The organism is Kocuria carniphila (genome assembly GCF_004136555.1).
In the GTDB taxonomy this organism is placed as follows: Bacteria; Actinomycetota; Actinomycetes; order Actinomycetales; family Micrococcaceae; genus Kocuria; species Kocuria carniphila.
Window position 1 is genome coordinate 99,554 of sequence record NZ_NOIT01000013.1, and the last position, 25,426, is coordinate 124,979.

The following is a 25,426-nucleotide window of genomic DNA, read 5'->3' on the forward strand; positions in this document are numbered from 1 at the left end:
TCGTGAACTTCACCGAGCGCCTGGGAGACCGGCTGCTGTCCAACACCCGTTCTGATCGGGTTCGTGACGTAGCCGCGTTGACCAGGCGCTCGGTTCGTTCCAAGCGCGGAGTGTTCCGCGCCGAAGGCCCCCAGAACGTGCGCGAAGCACTGCGGCTGGCCCTCTCTGACATGCCACCGCCCGGATTGCCGGGACTTGAGGCTGTCTATGTCACCGAGGCGGAGCTGGAGCGACACCTGGACATCGCCGCTGATCTGGAAGCGGTGTCCGAACGCGGGGGAGTGTTCATCCGCGCGGTCAGCCCCGAGGTGCTCGCGGCCATGACCGACGCCGTCACGCCGCAGGGAATGCTGGCCGTGTGCTCCCTCCCCTCCCTCACACTTGATGCCGCGCTGGCGCGGGCCGAGCTGGCCTGCGTGCTCGTGCGCGTCCAGGACCCCGGTAATGCCGGAACGGTCGTGCGCGCCGCGGATGCCGCCGGCGCCCAGGCTGCCGTGTTCACCTCCGGCAATGTTGATCCGTTCAACCCCAAGGCCGTGCGATCCTCGGCCGGTTCGCTGTTCCACGTCCCGGTTGTCACGGGCGCAGAGATGGCCGAGATTGCCGACACCGCCCAGTTGGCCGGCCTGGGGATTCTTGCCGCGGACGGTTACGCGTCCGTGTCGGTCGATGATCTTGCCGACGCCGCTCTGTTGCGTTCCGCGGGCGTCTCACCTTCCGACGATGCCGCTTACGACCTGTCCCGGCCCACCGCATGGCTGTTCGGCAATGAGGCGCAAGGCCTGACCGAGGACGAAAAAGACCACGCCGATCTGGCCGTGGCCGTCCCGCTCTACGGGGCCGCAGAATCACTCAACGTAGGCACCGCAGCAACGGTGTGCCTGTATTCGTCGGCGCGTGCGCAGCGCCGCGCCCACTCATGACCACCGCGTCCGCGCAGGATCCGCTCACGCGGGTCACCGGCGCGGCCATCCTCGACAGCTCTGCAGCGCCCACGCGATTGCTGGTGGCCCAACGCGCCTACCCAGAGAAGTTGCGTGGTCTGTGGGAGTTCCCGGGCGGGAAACAAGACCCCGGCGAAGGCGCTGAGGAAGCGCTCGTTCGGGAATGCGGCGAGGAACTCGGCGTGACCGTCCGCCTGTTGGACGAAGTCCCCGCTCCGAACCCGGAGGGCTGGCCCCTCAAGGGAACCGCCGTGATGCGTGTCTTCACCGCGGTGGTCACCGATGACCGTGAGCCCGCCGCGGGGGAGGACCATCTGCAACTGCGCTGGGTAGCCCTGGATAACCCCGCAGCGATTCTCGATCTCGACTGGATCCCCGCGGACCTGCCCATAGTCCGGGCACTGCTCGAGCAACTCGCGGTGGTCGGAACGACCACCGCCGGACCCGAGAACTCAGGTGTGGGCACAGCGCTGTCGGGCCCATTGATCGCCGACGCCGCCCACACCGGTGCCCCAGTCACCGGCACCGCAGACACCGGCGTCCCCCGCTCCAGAACCTCCCACAGCGGACGCTGATCATGGCGCAGCACACCGAGACGCGCCGCGACCCCGCCGCGTGGAGCGCCCTGTGGGCCATGGTCCTGGGGTTCTTCATGATCCTGGTGGACGCCACCATCGTCTCTACCGCGGTCCCAGCCATCATGGCGGGGCTCAACGCTCCCATTGGGGGAGTATTGTGGGTGACCAGCGCCTACCTCCTGGCCTATGCGGTACCGCTGTTGATTACCGGGCGACTGGGCGATCGTTTCGGTCCGCGCACCATGTACCTGCTGGGGCTGTCGATCTTCACCCTGGCGTCCCTGTGGTGCGGGTTCGCCGGGAGTCTCGAAAGTCTCGTGGCCGCCCGCGTGGTCCAAGGGCTCGGCGCGGCCATCCTCACGCCGCAGACCATGTCCGTGATCACCCGGATGTTCCCGAGCGAAACCCGCGGCACCGCCATGGGCATCTGGGGCGCCACGGCCGGTATCGCCACGCTGGTAGGACCGCTCCTGGGGGGCGTACTCGTGGACCTGGCCGGTTGGCAGTGGATCTTCTGGGTCAACGTTCCGGTCGGAATCTACGCTCTGTGGCGCGCGGCCAAGTACCTCCCGCGTTTCGAACGTCGCAGCCATTCCCTCGACATCCCCGGTGTTGTGCTCTCCGGTGTGGGCCTGTTCCTCATCGTGTTCGGCGTGCAGGAGGGTCAGAACTACGGGTGGTCCACCGTGGTCGGTCCCATTACGATCCCCGTGGTCATCGGAACCGGTGTGGCCGTGATGATCGCGTTCGTCGCGTGGCAGGCGAAGAACCGAGGTGAGCCGTTGGTCCCGCTCGCGCTGTTCCGCGACCGTAATTTCTCGCTGGCCAACGTGGCGATCGGCGCGGTCAGCTTCACCGTGAACTCCATGATCATTCCCGCGATGCTCTACTTGCAGCTCGTCCGGAATCTCGATCCCACGGTGGCGGCGCTCAGTTATGCCCCCATGTCGCTGCTGTCCGCGATCCTGGCTCCGCTCGTGGGACGGTCGCTGACCAAGCGCACTCCGCGATCCCTTGCGCTCCCGGGACTCATCATCATGTCGCTCTCGCTGGCGGCCTACGCTTTTGCACTGCGCGTGGATACGCCCATTTGGTTGTTGGCCGTCATGACCCTGGGTATCGGACTGGGCAGCGCCATGGTCTGGTCCCCGGTTTCGATCGCGGCCACCTCCAATCTCCGTCCCGACCGCGTGGGCGCCGGCTCCGGGGTGTTCAACACCACGCGCCAGGTAGCCGCCGTCCTCGGCGCAGCCATGGTCGCCGTCCTGCTGCAAGCGCGACTGGCCGCGAATCTGCCGGAAGGTGCGGGGACGACGTCGCTCGCGGCGTCGTCGAGCGCGGGTGGGCTACCCGAGGCGCTCCAGGAAGGCTTTGCCGCCGCGGTGACCCAGACCCTGCTGCTCCCGGCCGCCGTTCTGCTGCTGGGCGCGATCGCCGCCGCGTTCTTCACCCCGCCGCGCTGGTGGGGCGAGCCCGAGACGGAGAGCCGCTAGTCGATCCACTAGACTGGATCTGCCCGCACCGTGATCGCTGCGGGCATTTACACGGGGACCGCGGCGCCGTCGCTGACGCCGGGCCTCCCGCTGAACCCGTCCGCGAGCAGGAACGCGAGAAACCATGTCCGAACCCACATCGTCCATCGAGGTGGACCCCACTGACGAAGCCGGGGTCACCTCAGCCGTAGAACGCGCGCTCGCCGAGATCGAGACAGCTTCCGACCTCGACGAGCTGAAGGTCGTGCGACTGGCCCACACCGGTGAGAAGTCACCACTCGCGTTGGCCAACCGCAAGATCGGTGGCCTGGACAAGGCCCAGAAGGCTGTTGCAGGCAAGCTCGTCGGCCAGGCCCGCGGCCGCGTGAACAAGGCTGTGGCCGCGCGCACCTCCGTGCTCGAGGAAGAGCGCGACGCCCGCATCCTTGTGGACGAGGCCGTGGATGTCACCGCGGCCACGCGGCGTCGTCGGCTGGGCGGGCGCCACCCGCTCACCAACCTGATGGACCGCATTGGCGACGTCTTTGTGGGCATGGGCTGGGAGATCGCGGACGGCCCCGAGCTCGAACATGAATGGTTCAACTTCGACTCCCTGAACTTCAAGCCGGACCACCCGGCACGCCAACTGCAGGACACGTTCTTTGTGGACCCGCCGTCCTCGCACCTGGTCATGCGCACCCACACCTCACCCGTGCAAATGCGCTCGCTGCTGGAGCGCGAGCTGCCGGTGTACGTGGTGTGCCCGGGCAAGACCTACCGCACGGACGAGCTGGACGCGACCCACACCCCGGTGTTCCACCAGGTGGAGGGCCTCGCCGTGGACGAGGGTCTGTCCATGGCCGACCTCAAGGGCACGCTCACGCACTTCGCGCGAGTGATGTTCGGTGAAGAAGCCCAGATCCGATTGCGCCCCAATTACTTCCCGTTCACCGAACCCTCCGCCGAGCTGGACGTGTGGCACCCCACCGCCAAGGGTGGCCCCCGTTGGATCGAGTGGGGCGGCTGCGGCATGGTGCACCCCAACGTGTTGCGTGCGGCCGGTATCGACCCCGAGCGGTACTCGGGCTTCGCGTTCGGCATGGGTATCGAGCGGACCCTGATGTTCCGCAACAACGTCCCGGACATGCACGACATGGTCGAGGGCGACATCCGTTTCAGCGAGCACTTCGGGATGGAGATCTAATCATGCGAGTTCCTTTGTCATGGCTGCGCGAGTACGCGCCCGTACCCGAGAACGCAACCGCCGAGGACGTCCTGGCCACGCTGGTCAAGGTGGGCCTCGAAGAAGAAGACATTCACCGCCCCACTGACGAGCTCTCCGGGCCCATCGTGGTGGGCCAGGTGCTCACTATGGAGCCGGAAACCCACTCCAACGGCAAGACCGTGAACTGGTGCACTGTGCGCGTGGTTCCGGAAGGCCAGGAGCAGACGCTGACCGGCAAGGGCATCGACCCGTCCGGTGTGCAGGGCGTGATTTGCGGTGCCCATAACTTCACCGTGGGCGACAAGGTCGTGGTGACCCTGCCCGGTGCCGTGCTGCCCGGCGACTTCAAGATCTCCGCGCGCAAGACCTACGGTCACACCTCCGCCGGCATGATCGCCTCGGTGCGTGAACTGGGCATCGGTGATGATCACGACGGCATCCTGGTGCTCTCCACCCTGGGCCTGGACCCGGAACTGGGTTCGGACGCCATGGAACTGTTGGGCCTCTACGACTCCGCCGCCGAGATCAACGTGACCCCGGATCGCGGGTACGGCTTCTCGCTGCGCGGTGTGGCCCGCGAGTACTGCCACGCCACGCGCTCACCGTTCACAGACCCCGTGGCCGAGCTGGCCGCAAAAGTGCCCGCCGCGAACGACTCGGGCTTCTCGGTCACACTGGCCGACGACGCCCCGATCAACGGACGCGAGGGCTGCACCCGGTTCGTGACCCGCGTGGTCGAGGGCGTGGATGCGACCGCGCCCACCCCGCCGTGGATGTCGTCCCGCTTGCGCTTGGCCGGGATTCGTTCCCTGAGCCTTCCCGTGGATATCTCCAACTACGTGATGCTCGAATACGGCAACCCGATCCACAACTACGACCTGGACAAACTCCAGGGCGGCATCACCGTGCGTCGGGCCCAGCAGGGCGAGAAACTCACCACGCTGGATGACAAGACCCGCAAACTCGACTCCGAGGATCTGCTCATCACGGACGAGTCCGGTCCCGTCGGCATCGCCGGTGTCATGGGTGGTGCCACGACCGAGGTCTCGGACTCCACCACGCGCATTCTTGTGGAGGCCGCGCGCTTCGATGAGATCTCGATCGCCCGTACCGCGCGTCGCCACAAGCTGCCGTCGGAGGCGTCCAAGCGCTTCGAACGCGGTGTGGACCCGCAGGTCGCCCCGGTGGCCGCTCAGCGCGTGGTCGATCTATTGGTCGAACTTGCCGGCGGCACCGACACCGGTGCGGTGACCGACGTCGATCAGACCGTGGCTCCCGAGTCCATCGACCTGCCCGCGGGATACGCCGAGGCCCGCGTGGGCGTGGACTACTCGCCCGAAACCATCGAGCACTCGCTGGGCGAGATCGGTGCCGAGGTCCTCGAGACCGCGGACGGCTGGACGGTCACCCCGCCCACATGGCGCCCGGACCTGAGCGACAAGGAAGACCTGGTCGAGGAGATCGCCCGCCTGGACGGGTACGACAAGATCCCCGATCGGCTTCCGGTTGCGCCTCCCGGTCGCGGGTTCACCCGCTGGCAGGCCGCACGACGCCGCGTGGCCAACTCTCTGGCCGCAGCCGGCCTGACCGAGGTGCTCAGCTACCCGTTCGTCTCCCAGGACGAGAACGACCTGTGGGGCTCGGCGTCGGAAGGCACGACCGTCGAGTCGGTCAAGCTCGCCAACCCGATCAGCGAGGCCAAGCCGTTGCTGCGGGTCAGCATCCTGCCGGGCCTGCTCGAGGTGCTCAAGCGCAACCACTCCCGCGGTTTCCGTGACCTCGCGTTGTTCGAATCCGGTCACGTGTTCCTGCCCGAGGGCTACACCCCGGACCCCCAGCCCATCCCGCCATTGGGCGAACGCCCCTCGGAAGAGGACCTGGCGCGCCTCAACGCGGCCATTCCCGATCAGCCACGCAAGCTCGCCGCGGTGTTCACGGGCAACGACGCCGCCGCGGGACCCTGGGTCGCGCCGCGTCGCCTGGATTGGCAGGACGCCTTGGACTCCGCCATGCTCGCCGCGGATGTGCTGGGTGTGGAACTCACGGTCACGCAGGGCCAGCACCAGGCCTTCCACCCGGGTCGCACCGCCACCCTGAGCACCTCCGACGGTGCGGTAATTGGGGTAGCCGGCGAACTGCACCCCAAGCTCGTGGCGGCACAGAACCTGCCGGAACGCACGTGCGTCATGGAACTGGACCTTTCGGCGTTGATCGAACGTGAGATCCCGTCCGTGGTGGCCGAGTCGATCTCGGGATACCCCGCAGCAACGCAGGACGTGGCGCTCGTCGTCGATCAGGATCTCCCGGCGGCCGAACTCTTGGCGACCGTGGAAAGCGGTGCCGGGGAGCTGCTGGAATCGGCCAACGTGTTCGACGTGTACTCGGGTACCGGTGTGGAGGACGGGAAGAAGTCCGTGGCCATTGCCATGCGATTCCGAGCTTCGGACCGTACCCTGACCGCCGACGAAGCATCAGAGGCCCGCACCGCGGCCGTGGCCGCTGCTGAAGCCGCTCACGGCGCGCAACTGCGCGGCTGACACACCAGAAGGAGAATCGTTGTCACACGACGCCCAGGAGTTCTTTGATTTTGACGAGCAGGAGCCTCCTCAGCGCAGCAGAGCCGGTGGTTGGCGGATCGTCCTGGTCGTGCTCGTGGGCGTCGTGGTGTCACTGATTTTCGCCGTCGCGTCGCTGCTGGCCTTCGACAAGGCCGGCCGACTGGCGGACTGGGCCGGGAACTCCATGGTGGTGTCCGGTTCCTATCAGACCATGACCCACGATCTGGTCACCAAGGATTTCAACGGCATTTACGCGGGTATCATGCCCGACAACGAGCTGCTGAAGGACCACCCGTTCGACAACGGGTTGAACGACCCGGTCAAGGCCGCGGTAGGGGATCAGATCACGTTCCGCGGGTCCGAGACCGGGCAGCAGGACTCGGACTTCCCGGAGGCCGTGGATGCGCTGCTGGCCGTTGAAGACGGCCGACTGCGCGTCATGGAAACTGGTGAGCCCGGTAGCTACGGCGAGGGCATCACCGAATCCACCGTGACGGGTCAACGCGTGAAGGCCATTGGGCTGGCCGGTCTGACACTGTTGTCCCTGGCGGGGACGGTCTGGGGAGTACGCGCGGTCAACCGCCACGCACACTGACCACCGCTCGTGAGCGCATGGAGTGCAGATGCGCGACAAAGAACATGACGAAGGGCCCGGTTCTCACCGGGCCCTTCGTCATGCGCGGACTCACATGATGCAAGAGTCCGCGTGCTGGACGACTTATGGCAGCAGCAGCAGTTTGCCCTGCGTCTTACGGGATTCCAGATCGGTGTGGGCCTGTGCCGCATCGGCCAGGGGATAGGTACCACCCACGCGGACCGTGAGATCACCTGCGACTACGGCCTCGGTCAATTCGTTCCACCGCCACGCACGCTCCTCAGCATCTCGGAGGTAGTAGACCAGGGAGGGACGGGTCAGGAACAGCGCACCGGAGCCGTTGAGGCGCTGGATGTCGAACGGCGGGACCTGACCTGACGATCCTCCGAAGAGCACCACGGTGCCGCGCACGCGCGTGGCCTTCAGCGATTCGTCGAACGTTGTCTTGCCCACGGAGTCGTACACGACATCCGCGCCGCGGCCGCCCGTGAGTTCACGGACCTTGTCCGAGAAGTTCTCGTATCCCAGGACATGATCGGCACCCAGCTGACGTGCGGTGGCGGCCTTTTCCTCGGTGGAGGTCAACGCGATGACCGTGGCACCGATACGCTTCATGAGCTGGATGGCCAGTCCGCCCACGCCGCCGGAGGCCGCGGTGATGACCGCGGTGTGCTCGGGCCTGAGTTCGAATGTGGACCGCACCAGGTAATGGGCGGTGAGTCCCTGTAGGGGGAGGGCGGCGGCGTCGTGATCGGACATCTCGTCAGGAACCGGCATGGCCTTGGCCGCGTCAACCACGAAGTATTCGGCGTAGGTGCGGGTGGCCTCGGAGGTGGCCACGCGCTGACCCACGGACACCGAGGTGACGTTTTCACCGACGGCGGTGACCACGCCTGCGGCTTCGGAACCGGGCGTGAACGGGTGGTCCACGGGGTACACACCCTCGCGCTGGTAGGTCTCAATGAAGTTCACACCGGTCGCGGCGGTGCGCACCAGCACCTGATCCGGTCCGGGCTGGGGGATGCCCACATTCGCCAGCTGTAGGACGTCCGGGCCACCGCTTTCCTGCGTGGCTATGGCTTTCATGGTGTCGGTCACGATGCCTCCTCTGGGCGCGGGCGCGCCGGTCGTCAACGGTCATGGTCAGTCTTGCGCGCCACACCGATCGGTTCAAGGTTCGTCGCGCTCACTCGCCTACGCGCGTAATGGTCCAACGCCATGGATGTATAAATATTGATAGTTATGTATATCCATGCGGTATGCTGACGAGTATGACGTACACCGCAGCTGTTTCAGGAGCCACCGGCTACGCGGGCGGAGAGGTCTTGCGCCTGCTCGCCGGACACCCGGAGATCACCGTGTCCACCGTGACCGGTCACTCGACCGCGGGCCAGCGACTGGGCAGCCTGCAACCGCACCTGCACGCGCTCGCGGACATGGAGGTGGTGGAGACCACTCCCGAGAACCTGTCCGGTCACGACATCGTGTTCCTGGCGCTACCGCACGGCCAGTCTGCGGAGATCGCCGCACAGCTGCCCGAGAACACTGTGGTCGTGGATGCCGGTGCGGACCATCGGCTGGAATCCTCCGAAGCGTGGGACGCGTTCTACGGCGGCGACCACGCCGGACACTGGCCCTACGGTCTGCCCGAACTGATCATCGATCCCAGCGGGGCCAAGCAGCGGGAGAAGCTCGGCAGTGCCACGCGCATTGCCGTCCCCGGGTGCTATCCCACGGGGTCCCTGCTGGCCCTGGCTCCGGCCGTTGCGGCGGGTCTCGTCTCAACCCGCGACATCGTGATCGTTTCTGCTTCCGGCACCTCTGGAGCGGGCAAGGCGTCCAAGCCGCACCTGCTCGGCGCCGAGGTCATGGGCAGCATGTCCCCGTACGGAGTGGGCGGCGGCCATCGGCACACTCCCGAAATCGAGCAGGGTCTCGGCTGGGCCTCCGGCCAGGACGTCAGCATCTCGTTCACACCCACGCTCGCCCCCATGCCCCGCGGCATCCTGACCACGGCCACCGCGCCGCTGACCGAGGGCACCACCCTCGAAACTGCGCTGAAGGCCTACCAGGATGCCTATGCGGACGAGCTGTTCATTCACGTTCTGCCCCAGGGGCAGTGGCCGACCACCAAGTCCGTGGTCGGGTCCAATCACGTGGCGCTCCAGCTCGCGGTCGACCCGCACGCCAACCGTCTGATCGTCAGCCTGGTGCTGGACAATCTCACCAAGGGGACCGCGGGCGGCGCCGTGCAGTCCGTCAACATTGCCCTTGGCTTGCCCGAGACAGCGGGTCTCCAGCACCAGGGTCTTGCTCCCTGATTAATTACTGACACCGGCACGTACGACGCCGCTCGCTCACCTTCGCTCACGCCGCTCACGATTCACGCACCAGGAGTTCTCATGGCATCCCACAACCCCGTTCCCGATATCACCGTGGACACAACCTACGGCGTGTGCGCGGCAGCCGGTTTTCGCGCCGCCGGTGTGGAAGCAGGCTTCAAGGCCTCCGGTGGCAAGGACCTCGCCCTGGTGGTCAACGACGGCCCGGAGTTCAATGCGGCGGCCGTCTTCACCTCCAACCGTGTAGCCGCAGCACCGGTGCACTGGTCGCGCGAGGTGATCCGACAAGGAAGTTCCCGCGCGGTGATCCTCAACTCAGGCGGCGCCAACGCCTGCACCGGTGCCCAGGGGTTCCAGAACACCCACGAAACGGCAGAACTCGTGGCCGAGAAGCTGGGAGTGGGCGCCGGCGACGTCGTCGTTTGTTCGACCGGACTGATTGGCGAGCAACTGCCGATGGACGTGATGCGGGCCGGAATCCCGCCGTTGACCGAGGCCCTCGAAGCTGGCCCCGAGGCGGGTAAGGCGGCGGCCGAGGCCATCATGACCACCGACTCCGTCTCCAAGCAGGCGTGTGCCGCGCGGGACGGATGGACCGTGGGCGGTATCGCTAAGGGCGCGGGGATGCTGGCGCCCGGACTGGCCACGATGCTCGTGGTCATCACGACCGACGCCAAGCTGCCGGCCGACGCCCTGGACCGCGCGCTGCGCGAGGCCTGTCGGGTGACGTTCAATCGCACGGATTCGGACGGCTGCATGTCCACGAATGACACCGTGGCCCTCATGGCCTCCGGTGCCTCCGGGAACACCGCAGACGAGCTGGAATTCACCCGCGCACTTACCGCTGTGTGCCACAGCCTGGCGCAGCAGCTCATCACGGACGCGGAGGGTGCCTCCCACGACATCGCGATCACCACCGTGGGAGCCGCGACCGAAACCGAGGCCGAGGACGTCTCCCGCACGGTATCCCGGTCCAACCTGCTCAAGGCCGCAGTGTTCGGCAACGATCCCAACTGGGGCCGTGTGCTCTCGGCCGTGGGCACCACGTCCGCTCAGTTCGACCCGGACCAGATTGACGTGACCATCAACGGCGTCATGGTGTGCCGGAACGGCGCCATCGGCGATTCCCGCGACAACGTGGACATGGCCGCAGCTCGCGCCGTGGATATCGTCATCGACCTGAAGGCCGGCAATCACCAGGCCACGGTGTGGAGCAACGACCTCACCCACGATTACGTTGAGGAGAACAGCGCGTACTCCAGCTGACGCGCGCCCGTCATGTCACGTTTGAGCGATAACACCAGGTACGAGACCGCCCAATCCAAGGCGGAAACCCTCATGGAGGCCCTGCCCTGGATCCAGCGCTACGCCGGTTCCGTCATGGTCTTCAAGTACGGCGGTAACGCCATGATCAACGACGACCTGCGCCGCGCCTTCGCGGAGGACATGGTCTTCCTGAGTCACATGGGCATTAAACCCGTGGTCGTCCACGGTGGCGGCCCGCAGATCAGCGCCATGTTGTCCACGTTGAACATTCCGTCCGAGTTCAGGGACGGGCTCCGTGTGACCTCCCGCGAGGCCATGGGTGTGATCCGTATGGTGCTCACCGGCCAGGTGGGGCGGGAGCTCGTGGGTCTGATCAACGCGCACGGCCCGTACGCGGTGGGCATGTCCGGTGAGGACGCCGGTCTATTGCAGGCGCGCAGGATTCGCACGGGTTCGGACGGACAACCGCTGGACCTGGGCTTGGTGGGGACCGTGGAGAAGGTCAACACCGCGGCCGTGGAACAGCTCATCGAGATCGGCAAGATCCCGGTGATCGCCTCGATCGCACCCGAACTCGCGGACGATCCTTCCGCGTCGGACGGCTCCGGTGACCTGACCGGTGAGGTGCTCAACGTCAATGCGGACACCGCGGCGGCCGAGGTTGCCGTTGCGCTGGGTGCGGAGAAGTTCGTGGCCCTCACGGACGTGGAAGGCCTGTACGCCAACTGGCCGGACAAGTCCTCCCTCATCTCGTCGCTGACCATCACGGAGCTGCGCGAGATGCTGCCCTCCCTGGAATCCGGGATGATCCCCAAAATGCAGGCTGCCCTGCGCGCCGTGGACAACGGTGTGCCGCGGGCGTCCATTGTGGACGGCCGGTCCGCGCATTCATCCCTGTTGGAAATTTTCACCGACACCGGTATCGGCACCGAGGTCACCCCGGACGGAGACACCCCATGAGCGAATCGCAGAACGAGCTGCTGCAGGACTACAAGGACAACCTGCTGGGGGTGTTCGGTGACCCCGCCCTCGTCCTGACCGAGGGCCAAGGTGTGTACGTCACGGACGCCAACGGCAAGAAGTACCTGGACCTGCTCGGCGGTATCGCGGTGAACTCGATCGGCTACGCGCACCCGGATTGGGTTGCGGCGGTCAGTGAGCAGGCGGGCAAGCTCGCGCACATCTCCAACCTGTTCACCTCACCGCAGGGCATTTCGCTCGCGCACCAGTTGCTCGAGCTGACCGACGCGCCCGAGGGCTCACACGTGTTCTTCGCCAACTCGGGTTCGGAAGCCAACGAGGCCGCCTTCAAGCTGGCGCGCCGTCACGGCGCGGCCCACCCCGGTCCCGACGGCGCTCCGCGCACCCGGGTGCTCGCCCTGGAGAACGCGTTCCACGGTCGCACCATGGGCTCGCTCGCCCTCACCGCCAAGGACGCCTACCGGGCACCCTTCGAGCCGTTGCCCGGGGGAGTGACCCACATCCCCGCAACGATTGAGGCGCTTGAGAAGGAGCTGGACGGTACAGTCTCGGCGCTCATCGTGGAACCGGTGCAGGGTGAATCCGGTGTGCATGCACTCCCCGAGGGGTTCCTGGCTCTCGCCCGCGAACTCACCCGCGAACACGGTGCACTGTTGATCGTGGACGAGGTGCAGTCCGGCATCGGACGCACCGGACAGTGGCTCGCGACCACCGCGCAGCTGCCCGAGGGTGAATTCCCGGATGCCATCACTTTGGCCAAGGGCCTGGGTGGCGGTTTCCCCATTGGCGCCATGATCACCGTTGGCTCCGACGTGTCCTCGCTGTTGACCGCGGGACAACACGGCACCACGTTCGGAGGCAACCCGTTGGCGACCGCGGCGGCGTCGGCCACGCTGGACGTCATCAAGAACGAGGGCCTGCTCGGCAACGCGGACGTTGTCGGCGCGCACCTGGCCGCGGCATTGAAAGACCTGACAGAGGTCCGCGAGGTGCGTCAGCACGGCCTGCTGATCGGCATCGATCTGGTCCAGGACTCACCCGAGCAGGCCCTGGCACCCGCCGTCGTGACCGCCGCCCGCGAAGCCGGATTCATCATCAACGCCACCGGTCCCGGTACCGTGCGCCTGGCCCCGCCACTGATCATCACCGCGCAGGAAACGGACAGTTTCGTTGCCGCACTACCGGGCATCATCAGCGACGCCCGCACCGCGCTCGCCGGCTCTTAACAGACTTCATTCACCCGCAGGAGGAATCCCCGTGTTGCGTCATTTTCTGGTCGATACCGATCTGAGCCCCGAGGAACAGGAGCAAGTCCTGGATCTGGCCGCCGCGCTCAAGGCCGATCGGTTCAGCCGCCGTCCCCTGGCCGGCCCACAAACCGTGGGCGTTATTTTCGACAAGACCTCCACCCGCACCCGTGTTTCCTTCGCGACCGGCGTGGCCGATTTGGGCGGCAACCCGCTCATCATCAACCCGGGCGAGTCGCAGCTGGGTCACAAGGAAAGCATCGCGGACAGCTCGCGCGTGTTCTCCCGCATGCTCGCCGCGGTCGTATGGCGCACGTTCGAGCAGTCGGGCCTGGAGGAAATGGCCGAGTACAGTTCCGTGCCCGTGATCAACGCGCTCTCCGACGACTATCACCCGTGCCAGATCCTCGCGGACCTTCTTACGCTCCGGGAACGCTTCGGCGACGTCAAGGGCCTCACCCTGACCTACGTGGGAGACGCCGCCAACAACATGGCCAACTCGTACATGCTCGGCTGTGTCACTGCCGGTATGCACGTGCGGATTGCCGGTCCCGCCTCGCACCTGCCCGGCCAGGAGGTGATCGACGCCGCTCGGGAACGCGCCGCCGAAACCGGCGGTTCCGTGCTGGTCACGACCGACATGGCTGAGGCCCTTGCGGGTGCCCACGCGGTGGTCACTGATACCTGGGTTTCTATGGGCCAGGAGGATCAGAAGGGTGATCGCGCCGAGATCTTCCGGCCGTATTCGGTGACATCCGAGGCCATGGCGCAGGCAGCCGAGAACGCCGTCTTCCTGCATTGCCTCCCCGCCTACCGGGGCAACGAGGTCACGGCCGAGGTCATCGACGGACCGGCATCGCTGGTCTGGGACGAGGCCGAGAACCGCGTGCACGCTCAGAAAGCGCTGCTCACGTGGCTGCTGGATTCTTCCGGGCTGTCCTCGGATCGGCCGGATGCCCTGCGCCGTGCCGGGGGACAGCAGTGAGCATTCCCACCACCAAGACCGCCCGGCAGGCTCGCATCATGGAGTTGGTGACCGGCGGAGACATTCATTCGCAGGCCGAGCTGGCCGAACTGCTCGCCGCAGACGGCGTGCAGGTCACCCAGGCCACGCTGTCCCGGGACCTGGTCGAGCTCGAAGCCGTGCGCGTGCGCTCGCCGGAAGGTGGGCTCGTGTACGCGGTGCCGCAAGCCGGAGCGGATCGCTCACCGGCGAGCGGAATCACGCGCGAGACCTTGGACGCACGGTTGGCCGGTCTGTGTAAAGACTTGCTCGTCACTGCGGAGGCGAGCGCGAACCTCGTGATTCTGCGGACCCCTCCCGGAGCCGCCCAGTATTTCGCCTCGGCGATCGACCATTCCGTGCTTTCGGACATCTTGGGAACGATTGCCGGCGATGACACCATCATGGTGGTGTGCCGCGACCCGCAGGGTGGGGACGCGGTGGCCCAGAAGTTCTTGGACCTGGCTCACTGACCCCTGGCCCACGGGTCTCCGGCCCGCTGATGGGCCCACCAATAAGGGTTCACTGCCCTTTGGCGATCTTGTCTCGTTGGCTGAGCCATCCACGTTCGCTGACCGGCTCGTTCGGCGGCGCGTTGCGTCGCGGGGCAGTCAGGACCCGCGGGGTTCGAACTCCTGCAGAACGGGCAGCAAGTGCTCCTGTCCGAAGACCTTGGCCACGTCCTGTGCGTGCTGATTGCCCGTGGCCTGACCCGCGCCCGCTTCCAAGAGCCTGCGAGTGATGGGTTCATTGCCCCGGAACACCGCGCAGATCAGTGCGGTGAACCCCACGTCACTCACCCGCTCGGTGTCCGCACCAAATTCGAGCAGCATGAACACGGTCTCTTCCTGCTCCTGGTAGGCCGCCAGGTTCAGCAGGGTGTCGCCTTTGCCGTTCGTCAGGTTGGCCGGAACCCCGGCCTGGAGAGCTTCCCGCAAGAAATCGTACCTACCCTCACGTGCGGCGTCGAAGAGTGAGTTGACGTAGGCGATTTCTTCGTCGGTCAACTGCGGCTGCTGGGCATTGTTCTCCGGTGCGGACACGGACGGTTCCTCCTGTAAGAGCTGGCAAGGCGCGGTTTCACCCGAGTCGGGGAACCACCAGGACAGTTTCCCACGGCACTCCGACATGATCATGCCGACAGTAGTGCACTCCCGACACACCTCACGAAAACGAGTCGGACGCAGGGTGGTTTGGCAGCGGGCATCACGGAGCGTCGCGTTGACTCCGATATCCGATACTGGCAGTCTCATGTGTCACAGATCACTACAGATTCCTGGGAGATGACTCATGTCCAATGTGGCAACCCTGCTCACCGATTCCGCCGACCGATATCCGGACCGTCCCGTGATCATCCTGGATGACACCCGGATGACCTACGCGCAGCTCAACGACCTCTCGGCGCGGGCAGCAGCAATGCTCAAGGCGCAGGGGATTAAGCCGGGCGACCGCGTGGCCATGGTCATGCCCAATGTTCCCCACATGCCGGTGTTGTACTACGCGATTCTCCGGATCGGAGCGATTGTTGTTCCGCTCAATCCGCTGCTGACCCCTCGTGAACTCAGCTACCACTTCACCAATGCTGAGGTCTCCGCGGTTCTGACCTGGGAAGGCATGATCGACGCTAGCCAGGAAGCTGCCAAGGAAGCCGGTGACATTCCTGTGGTGGCCATCGGAGCGCAGGAGACCATGCAGAAGCTGCAGGGTGTGGAGCCCGATCATGAGGTGGTTGACCGGAATGATGACGATACGGCCGTACTGCTTTACACCTCCGGTACCACCGGCAAGCCCAAGGGTGCAGAACTGACCCACCTCAACCTACGTTCCAACGCCACGATGTCCGCCGAAGGATTCTCCCTGACCGAAGACGATGTGAAATTTGGAGGCCTTCCGTTCTTCCACGTGTTCGGTCAGACCGTCGCGCTCAACGGAGTGGTGTCCAAGGGTGCTTCGGTCACTCTGCTGCCGCGCTTCGACGCCATGAAGGCCCTTGAGATTCTGCGCCGGGACAAGGTCACGGTGTTCGTCGGCGTGCCCAGCATGTACGTGGCCCTGCTGCACGCAGTCAATCAGATCGGTCCGGAAGCGGTGGAGGGTATCAACCTTCGGGCAACTCTCTCCGGCGGGTCACCCATGCCGGTGGAGGTGCTCGAACGGTTCGAGAAGGTGTTCAACACGACCGTCCACGAGGGATACGGGCTCTCCGAAACGTCACCGGTGGTTTCCTTGAATCAGCCGGGAGGCATTCGTAAACCCGGTTCCATCGGAACACCTGTCGAGGGCGCTGAATTGGACATCTTCGATGGCCAGGACCAGCCCGTCGGCGAGGGGGAGGTCGGTGAGTTGGTGGTCCGCGGCCAGTACGTGATGAAGGGCTACTGGCGTAACCCGGAAGCAACGGAGGCAGCCATTCGCGACGGATGGTTCCACACCGGGGACATGGCGCGCCGCGACGAGGACGGCGTCTACTACATCGTGGACCGCAAGAAGGACATGATTCTGCGCGGCGGCTACAACGTGTATCCCCGCGAGGTCGAAGAGGTGCTGTACCAGTTCCCCGGTGTGGTGGAAGCTGCCGTGCTGGGTGTGCCTCACGAACAGCACGGCGAGGAGGTGGGTGCCGTCGTCGTCTTCGACCCCAAGGCCCTCGGTGACCGGTCGACGGAAGAAGTGACCAAGGAGCTGGACGCCTTCGTTCAGGAACGGGTGGCCAAGTACAAGTACCCCCGTCACTACAACGTTCTGGACGAGCTCCCCAAGGGACCCACGGGCAAGATCCTCAAGCGCGAACTCTCGCTCAATGCATAATTACAAATAGTGCTGTATAGTCATGCATTGAGGCGCGGGCCTGGCCCGTGCGCAAAGTTTTTGTCGTGCAGCAAAGTGAGGAGAGCACCGTGAGCGATCGCGTTGTGTTGGCATACTCCGGAGGTCTCGATACTTCGGTGGCTATCGGTTGGATCGGAGAAGCCACGGGTGCCGAGGTCATTGCGGTGGCCGTTGACGTTGGACAGGGCGGCGAGGACCTGGAGACCATTCGCCAGCGCGCCCTGGACTGCGGTGCCGTGGAGGCCTACGTGGCCGACGCTCGCGACGAGTTCGCCGAGGAATACTGCATGCCGGCTCTGAAGGCCAACGGCATGTACATGGATGCCTACCCGCTGGTGTCCGCCGTGTCCCGCCCGGTGATCGTCAAGCACCTGGTCAAGGCCGCCAAGCAGTTCGGCGCGACCACCGTGGCACACGGTTGCACCGGTAAAGGCAACGACCAGGTTCGCTTCGAGGTGGGTATCCAGACGTTGGGTCCCGAGCTCAAGTGCATCGCCCCGGTTCGTGACTTGGCTCTGACCCGCGAAAAGGCCATTGCCTACGCGGAGAAGAACGACCTGCCCATCGTGACCACCAAGAAGAACCCCTTCTCGATCGACCAGAACGTGTGGGGTCGCGCTGTGGAGACCGGTTTCTTGGAGGACATCTGGAACGGTCCCACCAAGGACGTCTACGACTACACGGACGATCCCACCTTCCCGCCGCCCGCGGACGAACTGGTCATCACCTTCCGGGAAGGTGTTCCGGTCGCAATCGACAACAAGCCGGTCACAGCGTTGCAGGCCATCCAGGAACTCAACCGCCGCGCCGGCGCCCAGGGCGTGGGTCGGATCGACATTGTTGAAGACCGCCTGGTGGGCATCAAGTCTCGCGAGATCTACGAGGCTCCCGGTGCCATGACCCTGATCGCGGCGCACCGCGAACTGGAGAACGTCACCCTCGAGCGCGAGCAGGCACGCTTCAAGAAGACCGTGGATCAGCGCTGGACCGAACTGGTCTACGACGGCCAGTGGTTCTCGCCGCTGAAGAAGTCCCTGGACGTCTTCGTGGATGACACCCAGAAGTACGTCAACGGTGACATCCGCATGGAACTGCACGCGGGTCGCGCCACCGTGACCGGCCGCCGTTCGGACACCGGCCTGTACGACTTCAACCTGGCCACCTACGACGAAGGCGATTCGTTCGACCAGTCGAACGCCCGCGGCTTCATCGAGCTGTTCGGTATGTCCTCCAAGGTTGCCTCGCAGCGCGAACAGCGCCTGGCGGGCGAGAACTAAACGCCGCTGACGCGTCATGACCGGCCGGGCTCCTAGACTGGAGCCCGGCCGGATTTACGTCCGAAGTCGTTACGGGTAACCACGACCTCGGCACCCGTAGCTTCGGCACACGAACCGTCGGCGCCCGGTCGCCGGAACCCAACTAGCACCATCTCGCGAGCAAGGAGCAGCATGGCCCAGCACCAGCAGCACGGAACCAATGAGGGCGCCCTGTGGGGCGGTCGTTTCGCCGGGGGACCGGCGGATGCCCTGGCCGCTCTGAGCAAGTCCACGCAGTTCGACTGGCGGTTGGCTCCCTATGACATCGCGGGTTCCCGCGCTCATGCTCGCGTGCTCCATACGGCCGGACTGCTTACTGCCGAAGAACTTGAGGGCATGATTGCCGCGCTCGATCAGCTCGAGACCGACGTTCGTTCCGGCGCCTACGTTCCCGCCGAATCCGATGAGGACGTCCACGGTTGCCTGGAACGCGGTCTGATCGAGCGCGCCGGGCCGCAGCTGGGCGGTAAGCTCCGCGCCGGCCGTTCCCGCAATGACCAGATCGCCACGCTGGGTCGCATGTACCTGCGCGACCACGCCGCCATCATCGCCAAGGACCTGCTGGACGTGGTGCGTGCCCTCATCTCTCAAGCCGAGCGGTACCCGTACGCACCCTTGCCGGGCCGCACCCATTTGCAGCACGCGCAGCCCATCCTGCTGTCCCACCACTTGCTCGCGCACGCTTGGGCAGTTCTGCGCGACGTGCAGCGTCTGGTCGACTGGGATAAGCGCGCCGCGGTGTCCCCTTACGGTTCCGGCGCCTTGGCCGGTTCCTCCTTGGGGCTGGACCCCAATGCCGTCGCCTCGGAGCTCGGCTTCGATTCCGCTGTTTTCAACTCGATCGACGGCACAGCGTCTCGCGACGTCTACGCCGAATTCGCGTGGGTCACCGCAATGGCGGCGGTCGACATTTCCCGCATGAGCGAAGAGGTCACCACGTGGGCCACCAAGGAATTCTCGTTCGTGACCCTGGACGACGCCTTCTCCACGGGCTCCTCGATCATGCCGCAGAAGAAGAATCCCGACGTCGCCGAGCTCGCCCGCGGTAAGGCGGGTCGCCTCATCGGCGACCTCACCGGTTTGCTGGCCACGCTCAAGGGCCTGCCGCTCGCGTACAACCGTGACCTGCAGGAGGACAAGGAGCCGGTCTTCGACGCGATCGATCAGCTCGAGGTCCTGTTGCCTGCGGTGTCCGGCATGATGGGCACGCTCGTGTTCCACCAGGAGCGCCTGGTGGAGCTGGCTCCGCAGGGCTTCGCCCTGGCCACGGACGTGGCCGAGTGGCTCGTTCGCCAGGGTGTCCCGTTCCGCGAGGCCCATGAGATCTCCGGAGACGCCGTGCGTGTGTGCGAGGAGAACGGCATCGAGCTGTGGGACCTCACCGACGAACAGTTCGCGCAGATCTCCGCGCACCTCACTCCGCAGGTGCGCGAGGTACTCACGGTCGAAGGATCGCTGAATTCCCGCAATTCTCAGGGCGGCACGGCTCCGTCCGCTGTGGCACAGCAATTGGCCGAGCTCAAGCGCCAATTGGGTGAGTTGGCCGCGTTCGAGTCCCGTCAGCCGATCGTTTCCTGACCACTCGCACACGTGGCCGATTCGCTCGAAGAGCTCTTGTCCGCAACAGCCCCGGAGGCAGCTCCGGCGCTGTTGGGTGCCGTCCTGGTACGTTCCGATTCACAAGCGACGGTGGCACTGCGCCTGACCGAGGTCGAAGCGTACGGCGGTCCAGCCGACTCCGACCTTCCGGATCCCGGGGCGCACACCTATCGCGGGCGGACCGCCCGCAACGCCTCGATGTTCGGCCCGCCGGCTCACCTCTACGTCTACTTCACCTACGGTTTGCACCACGCGCTCAACCTGGTGTGCCGCCCCGACGGACACGCGGGCGGCTGCCTCATTCGCGCCGGGGAGCTGGTGGCGGGGGAGGACGCCGCGCGGCGTCGTCGTAGTGCGAACCGGGCCACCGAACCAGCGCACGCCGCACTTGCCAGGGGACCCGGCAATGTCGCCCAGGCACTCGGGCTGGACCGTTCTGACGACGGCGCTCCGTTGCGTTACCTGGGCAGCGTCCCGGATCCCGTCCTCGCCGCGCAGCGTCTCGTGACCGAGCACCCCGGGTATCCGAAACCCTGGACGGGGATTTTTCTGCCGGAGCATACTGGGCAGGCGGAGATGGCGACCACCGCTCGCACCGGCGTCTCGGGCGAAGGCGGGACGGACGCTTTCCCGTGGCGCTTCGCGCTCAAGAACGATCCCACGGTCTCGCCGTACCGAAAAGCTGCCGTTAAGAAACGTAGAACCCGGCCGTAGCATCCACGCGAACTGCTCGTGTGGGGCAAACGGCGGATACGATGGTCCGGTGACTGAATCCGTAGAGCAGATGATTGACCGGTTGTGCGCTAAGATCCCGGACCACCCGGAGCCGGGGGTGTTGTTCCGTGACCTCACGCCGCTGTTCGCTGACGGGGACGGATTCAAGCGCACCGTGGACGCACTGACCGATGCATTCCGCGGCCAGTACGACTGCGTGGCCGGTGTGGAAGCGCGCGGGTTCATGATTGCCGCAGCCGTGGCCTATGCCTCCGGCGTGGGTATTGTTCCCGTTCGGAAGAAGGGCAAGCTGCCGCGCGAGACCATCTCGCAGCAGTACAACCTGGAGTACGGCACCGAAACGCTCGAAATCCACACGGACGATGTCCCGCGCGGTTCGCGTGTTCTGGTGCTCGACGACGTTCTGGCCACCGGTGGCACGTTGGGTGCCTCTGCCTCATTGCTGACCCGCGCCGGTTTCAACGTGGCGGGCTTCGGCGTGATCATGGAGTTGACCGCCCTGCGCGGCCGCGCCCAGCTGGGCGGACACCGGGTTCGCGCCCTGCTGCGAGTCTGAGTTTCTCCCCGTGACATCCTCGGTCACGGGAGCGCGATAGGATTGACGACCGCTGGTTATGGAACCGGCGGTCGTTTTCCGTCCCCGTGAGGTGAATTGCGTGACCGAGTCCGCGTCTGAAAGAACCGCCCAGCAGCTCGAGCTGGAACGGGACTACGTTGCCCAGGCCTATGAACGCCTGGACGAGTTGCGCGAGGTCAACAGTCATGAACTCGCCAAGGTCCGGCGTAGTGACTACGGAGGCGGTCACCAGGCCAAATCCGAACGTGACGCCTTTGCGTCTCACTACGAGGACCGATTGACGCAACTCGAATCGGTGGATGAGCGCCTGGTCTTCGGCCGCCTCGACACCGAGGACGACGAACGCTATTACGTGGGCCGGCTCGGTCTGGCCACCGAGGACCACCAGCGTCTGGTGCTGGACTGGCGCGCCCGAGAAGCCGGCGCGTTCTATCAGGCGACCGCACGCAACACCCAGGGGCTCGCGCGGCGTCGGCACCTGATCATGGAGAAGCGCAACGTCACGGCCATCGAGGACGATGTCTTCAACGCGGACGCCGTGGAACAGGACGAGGTCGTCCGAGGCGAAGGCGCGCTCCTCGCAGCACTCAACAAGACCCGCACCGGTCGGATGAACGACATCGTGGCGACCATTCAGGCCGAACAGGACCGCATCATCCGCGCACCACTCAAGGGTGTGCGGGTAGTGCAGGGTGGTCCCGGAACGGGGAAGACCGCGGTGGCGCTGCACCGTGCCGCGTACCTGCTCTACGAACACCGCGAACGCCTGGCCAAGTCCGGCGTGTTGATCGTCGGGCCATCGTCATCGTTCCTCTGGTACATCGAACGGGTGTTGCCCGCTCTGGGTGAGACCGGTGTGGTCATGTCTTCGCTGGCGGATCTGTACCCGGGCGTTCACGGCCAGGTCGAACGTGATCCGTGGGTCGCACGGTGGAAGTCCGGACTGCACATGGTGGACGTGATCGAGCGAGCGGTCGCGGACCGGCAAAAGGTTCCGGAGAAGAATCTCTGGCTGACCGTGGATGGTCATTCGGTCAAACTCAAGCGCTCCCTGGTACGGCACGCGCGTGAGCGTGCCCGTGCCACGGGCAAGGCGCACAACGAGGCCCGCGCGACCTTTGTGAAGGTCATCATCAAGCAGCTCGCGGAAACCCTGGGGCAGCAGCTCAACGAGAAGGCCGGTTCCACCATGGACCGTTCCTATCTCAAGGAAGACCTGCGGCAGTCCCGCGAGGTCCGAGTGGCTCTCAACCTGTTGTGGTTGCCGTTGACCCCACAGCAACTGGTGGGTCAGCTGTTCTCCAAGGAGCGCTACCTGCGTTCCGCCGCTCCCAACCTGAGTGACGCCCAAATCGCGCAGCTACTCCGAGCCCCTGATGCGCCGCTCACCGTCGCGGACGTGCCATTGCTCGACGAAGCGGCAGAGCTGCTTGGCGACTTCGATTCCGCGGGTATCAAGCTGCGCGGTCAGGCGGCCGAGCAGCGCAAGGCGGCAGAATCCGCGGAGAAAGTGCTCGCCACCATGGCCGAGGGTTTCGAAGACATCGGCGCCCAGGGCATCATCACCGTGGACCAGTTGACCACCCTGAACGAGGAACCGGTGCGGCGCATGACCGCTGCCGAGGCGGCGTCGGCGGACCGCACCTGGGCCTACGGGCACGTGGTGGTCGACGAGGCTCAGGAGCTCTCGGCCATGCAGTGGCGCACGCTGATGCGCCGCTGCCCCATGAAGTCGTTCACGGTGGTCGGCGATATTGCCCAGGCCGGTAACGCCGCGGCAGCGACCACATGGGATGGTGCGCTGGAACCGTTCGTGGGGGATCGCTTCTCCCTTGAGGAACTCACGGTCAACTACCGCACGCCCCAGCCCATCGCCGACGCCGCCGTGCGAGTTGCCCGCGCAGCAGGCCTTCGCGTGTCGGACCCGCGCGCCGTTCGTGACGGGGAAGCGCCCGTCTTGATCAACGTTGCCGACCAGGAGGAAGTGGCCGAGGCGGTGATCGAGCAGCTCCGCAGTGAACTGGATCTCGTCGAGGGAGGACTGATCGGCGTCGTGTGTCCCGGTGACTCGATTGCTGCCGTGGCCGCAGCACTCGACCAGGCGTTCCCGGGGTTGGTCGCCGCGGGAATGCGACGACTGGATCGTCAGATCATGCTGCTCACCCCGTGGGATGCGAAGGGCCTGGAATTCGATTCCGTAGTGGTGGTGGAACCGGCGGACATTGCCAACGATCCTGCCGGGGGAGTGGGCAACTTGTATGTGGCGATGACACGACCCACCCAGCGTCTGTACATGGTGGCCGCGCATGGCATGCCAGCGGGTCTGGAACAAACCTGCTCGGAGTCGCAGGGCTGATAACTTAGTCCTCGTGTCAACCACCGATCTGAGCAATCAGCACAACGACCCGACCTTCGATTCCCTGTGGGAAGAACTGAATTGGCGGGGTCTCGTCCAGGTGTCCACGGACCCACAGTCCATTGAGGATGCCTTGGCCTCCGGACCCATCACGTATTACTGCGGGTTCGATCCCACCGCGGCCTCTCTTCACTTGGGCCACCTGGTTCAGTTGTTATTGCTGCGCCGTCTGCAGTTGGGCGGACACAACCCCATCGGGTTGGTCGGTGGCTCCACCGGACTCATCGGTGACCCGCGTCAGACGTCTGAGCGCGTCCTGAACTCCCGCGAGACCGTGGCCGAGTGGGTTGAGTTGCTCCGCGAGCAGGTTCAGCGGTTTCTCTCCTTCGAAGGGGAGAACGCGGCACGGATGGTCAACAACCTGGATTGGACGTCGCAGATGTCCGCGATCGACTTCCTGAGGGACGTCGGCAAGAATTTCCGCGTCGGCACGATGATCAAGAAGGACATTGTGGCCAAGCGACTCAACTCGGACGAGGGTATTTCCTACACCGAGTTCAGCTACCAGATCCTGCAGGGTATGGACTTCTTGAACCTGTACCGCGAGTACAACTGCGTATTGGAGACCGGTGGTTCGGATCAGTGGGGCAACCTGACCTCGGGTACCGAACTGGTACGCAAGGTTGAAGGTGCCACCGTGCACGCGATCGGTACGCCCTTGATCACCAACTCGGACGGCACCAAGTTCGGTAAGTCCGAGGGCAACGCGATTTGGTTGAACCCGGAGCTCACCTCTCCGTACGCCTTCTACCAGTTCTGGCTCAACACCGCTGACGCAGATGTGGTGGACCGTCTCAAGGTCTTCACCTTCCGTACCCGCGAAGAGATCGAAGAGCTTGGCCGTCTCACGGAGACCGAACCGTACCGTCGCGAAGCCCAGAAGGCCCTGGCCTACGAGGTCAATACTCTGGTCCACGGTGAAGAGGCAACGCGCAAGGCCATCGCGGCATCCGCTGCCGTGTTCGGGAAGGGGCAGTTCTCCGACCTGGACGAGGAAACCCTGGCGTCGGTCACGGCTGAGCTTCCCCATGCTGAAGTCAGCGCGGATCAGACCACGATCATTGACCTCCTGGTGGCCACCGGACTCTCGGAGTCCAAGTCCGCCGCACGACGCACGGTCAAGGAAGGTGGCGTTTCGCTGAACAACCAGAAGGTCACCGATGGGGACGCAGCACTGGATGCCTCCGATCTGTTGCACGGGCGATTCGCGCTGCTGCGTCGAGGCAAGAAGAATCTGGCTGCAGTTACTGTCGTCTGAGCCCTGAGCCCTGAGCCCTGAGCCCTGAGCCCTGAGCCCTGAGCCCTGAGCCCTGGAGAGTTGCCATTATGGGCGCTTCAGGGCTCTTCTCATCCGGGAACCGGGGGCGCTGGCAGTGGTTTTGCGCGCCGTGGGATCCGTGTGTAATGTAGTCCGAGTCGCCGCGGGCAAGGCCGAAAGGCCAACGCAGCGGTGAACATCCCGTAAAGATCAGCACAGGTTGTTCCTGCGCCTTGTTCATGCGGAATCGACAGCTACCAAAAGTGGAAGCCAACCAGCTTGAGAGATCAAGTTGACACGCCGAAGCAGAAGGTACTACGATAGAAAGGTTGCTTCCGAGCGGAACCGCGAGGTTCTCGGCGAGAAGCGAAAATTTCAACCAACGACAGGATCGCTGAGATCCGCCGTGTGGTTTGTTGTTTGTCAACTCAATAGTGTGCCTAGTTTGTTGATACCGAAAAGTATTTGTATTTTTTGGTTGATGG

Annotated in this window: 21 protein-coding genes; 19 read left to right on the forward strand and 2 right to left on the reverse strand. The window is 65.1% G+C overall.

Annotated features, from left to right (window positions below; genetic code table 11):
* The first annotated feature begins 2 nt into the window (after positions 1-2).
* The 6 genes from EWV37_RS10960 (at position 3) to EWV37_RS10985 (ending at position 7,372) form a co-directional block, all read left to right on the forward strand.
* Positions 3-923 carry a TrmH family RNA methyltransferase gene (locus tag EWV37_RS10960; protein ID WP_095796686.1) on the forward strand — a complete coding sequence of 307 codons (921 nt, stop codon included), beginning with the start codon at positions 3-5 and terminating at the stop codon, positions 921-923.
* Positions 920-1,519 carry a (deoxy)nucleoside triphosphate pyrophosphohydrolase gene (locus EWV37_RS10965; RefSeq protein ID WP_129701568.1) on the forward strand — a complete coding sequence of 200 codons (600 nt, stop codon included), beginning with the start codon at positions 920-922 and terminating at the stop codon, positions 1,517-1,519. Before EWV37_RS10960 ends, EWV37_RS10965 begins: the two co-directional genes overlap by 4 nt.
* Before the next feature lie 2 nt (positions 1,520-1,521).
* A complete protein-coding gene (locus EWV37_RS10970) occupies positions 1,522-3,015 on the forward strand; it encodes a DHA2 family efflux MFS transporter permease subunit (protein WP_129701570.1) in 1,494 nt (497 codons plus the stop codon).
* Between the two features lie 124 nt (positions 3,016-3,139).
* Entirely contained in the window at positions 3,140-4,198 is a 1,059-nt protein-coding gene (gene pheS / locus EWV37_RS10975; RefSeq protein WP_129701572.1) for a phenylalanine--tRNA ligase subunit alpha, read from the forward strand.
* A gap of 2 nt (positions 4,199-4,200) precedes the next feature.
* Positions 4,201-6,756: a phenylalanine--tRNA ligase subunit beta gene (gene pheT / locus EWV37_RS10980; protein WP_129701574.1), complete on the forward strand. Its 2,556-nt coding sequence runs from the start codon at positions 4,201-4,203 to the stop codon at positions 6,754-6,756.
* A gap of 19 nt (positions 6,757-6,775) precedes the next feature.
* Complete coding sequence (locus tag EWV37_RS10985) at positions 6,776-7,372, forward strand: hypothetical protein (protein ID WP_129701576.1); 597 nt, start codon at positions 6,776-6,778, stop codon at positions 7,370-7,372.
* 123 nt (positions 7,373-7,495) lie between these two features.
* Here the strand turns inward: EWV37_RS10985 and EWV37_RS10990 are convergent, their stop codons facing one another.
* Entirely contained in the window at positions 7,496-8,458 is a 963-nt protein-coding gene (locus tag EWV37_RS10990; protein ID WP_129701613.1) for a quinone oxidoreductase family protein, read from the reverse strand.
* 185 nt (positions 8,459-8,643) lie between these two features.
* Here EWV37_RS10990 and argC point away from each other — a divergent pair, with 185 nt between their 5' ends.
* The 6 genes from argC to EWV37_RS11020 all read left to right on the forward strand — a co-directional run bounded on the left by argC (position 8,644) and on the right by EWV37_RS11020 (position 14,684).
* Positions 8,644-9,693 carry an N-acetyl-gamma-glutamyl-phosphate reductase gene (argC, locus tag EWV37_RS10995; RefSeq protein ID WP_095796680.1) on the forward strand — a complete coding sequence of 350 codons (1,050 nt, stop codon included), beginning with the start codon at positions 8,644-8,646 and terminating at the stop codon, positions 9,691-9,693.
* Between the two features lie 81 nt (positions 9,694-9,774).
* Positions 9,775-10,980, forward strand: a complete 1,206-nt coding sequence (gene argJ, locus EWV37_RS11000; RefSeq protein WP_095796679.1) for a bifunctional glutamate N-acetyltransferase/amino-acid acetyltransferase ArgJ — start codon at positions 9,775-9,777, stop codon at positions 10,978-10,980.
* A gap of 12 nt (positions 10,981-10,992) precedes the next feature.
* Positions 10,993-11,940, forward strand: a complete 948-nt coding sequence (gene argB / locus EWV37_RS11005; RefSeq protein ID WP_095796678.1) for an acetylglutamate kinase — start codon at positions 10,993-10,995, stop codon at positions 11,938-11,940.
* On the forward strand, positions 11,937-13,187 hold the full coding sequence (locus EWV37_RS11010) for an acetylornithine transaminase (protein WP_129701578.1): 1,251 nt from the start codon (positions 11,937-11,939) through the stop codon (positions 13,185-13,187). Before argB ends, EWV37_RS11010 begins: the two co-directional genes overlap by 4 nt.
* Before the next feature lie 31 nt (positions 13,188-13,218).
* Positions 13,219-14,193 (forward strand): ornithine carbamoyltransferase, encoded by a 975-nt coding sequence (gene argF, locus EWV37_RS11015; protein ID WP_129701580.1) that lies wholly within the window; start codon positions 13,219-13,221, stop codon positions 14,191-14,193.
* Positions 14,190-14,684, forward strand: a complete 495-nt coding sequence (locus tag EWV37_RS11020; RefSeq protein WP_095796675.1) for an arginine repressor — start codon at positions 14,190-14,192, stop codon at positions 14,682-14,684. Before argF ends, EWV37_RS11020 begins: the two co-directional genes overlap by 4 nt.
* A gap of 138 nt (positions 14,685-14,822) precedes the next feature.
* Here the strand turns inward: EWV37_RS11020 and EWV37_RS11025 are convergent, their stop codons facing one another.
* Positions 14,823-15,254 (reverse strand): ankyrin repeat domain-containing protein, encoded by a 432-nt coding sequence (locus EWV37_RS11025; RefSeq protein WP_129701582.1) that lies wholly within the window; start codon positions 15,252-15,254, stop codon positions 14,823-14,825.
* A gap of 247 nt (positions 15,255-15,501) precedes the next feature.
* Here EWV37_RS11025 and EWV37_RS11030 point away from each other — a divergent pair, with 247 nt between their 5' ends.
* The 7 genes from EWV37_RS11030 to tyrS all read left to right on the forward strand — a co-directional run bounded on the left by EWV37_RS11030 (position 15,502) and on the right by tyrS (position 24,941).
* Complete coding sequence (locus EWV37_RS11030) at positions 15,502-17,019, forward strand: long-chain-fatty-acid--CoA ligase (RefSeq protein ID WP_129701584.1); 1,518 nt, start codon at positions 15,502-15,504, stop codon at positions 17,017-17,019.
* An 89-nt stretch (positions 17,020-17,108) separates the two neighbouring features.
* On the forward strand, positions 17,109-18,317 hold the full coding sequence (locus EWV37_RS11035; protein ID WP_129701586.1) for an argininosuccinate synthase: 1,209 nt from the start codon (positions 17,109-17,111) through the stop codon (positions 18,315-18,317).
* Positions 18,318-18,488: 171 nt separating this feature from the next.
* Complete coding sequence (argH, locus tag EWV37_RS11040; protein WP_095796672.1) at positions 18,489-19,934, forward strand: argininosuccinate lyase; 1,446 nt, start codon at positions 18,489-18,491, stop codon at positions 19,932-19,934.
* A 12-nt stretch (positions 19,935-19,946) separates the two neighbouring features.
* A complete protein-coding gene (locus EWV37_RS11045) occupies positions 19,947-20,669 on the forward strand; it encodes a DNA-3-methyladenine glycosylase (protein ID WP_129701588.1) in 723 nt (240 codons plus the stop codon).
* A gap of 49 nt (positions 20,670-20,718) precedes the next feature.
* Complete coding sequence (locus EWV37_RS11050) at positions 20,719-21,246, forward strand: adenine phosphoribosyltransferase (RefSeq protein WP_095796670.1); 528 nt, start codon at positions 20,719-20,721, stop codon at positions 21,244-21,246.
* Between the two features lie 58 nt (positions 21,247-21,304).
* Positions 21,305-23,623 carry a HelD family protein gene (locus tag EWV37_RS11055; protein WP_129701590.1) on the forward strand — a complete coding sequence of 773 codons (2,319 nt, stop codon included), beginning with the start codon at positions 21,305-21,307 and terminating at the stop codon, positions 23,621-23,623.
* Between the two features lie 13 nt (positions 23,624-23,636).
* Positions 23,637-24,941, forward strand: a complete 1,305-nt coding sequence (tyrS, locus tag EWV37_RS11060; RefSeq protein ID WP_095796668.1) for a tyrosine--tRNA ligase — start codon at positions 23,637-23,639, stop codon at positions 24,939-24,941.
* The last annotated feature ends 485 nt before the right edge of the window (positions 24,942-25,426 follow it).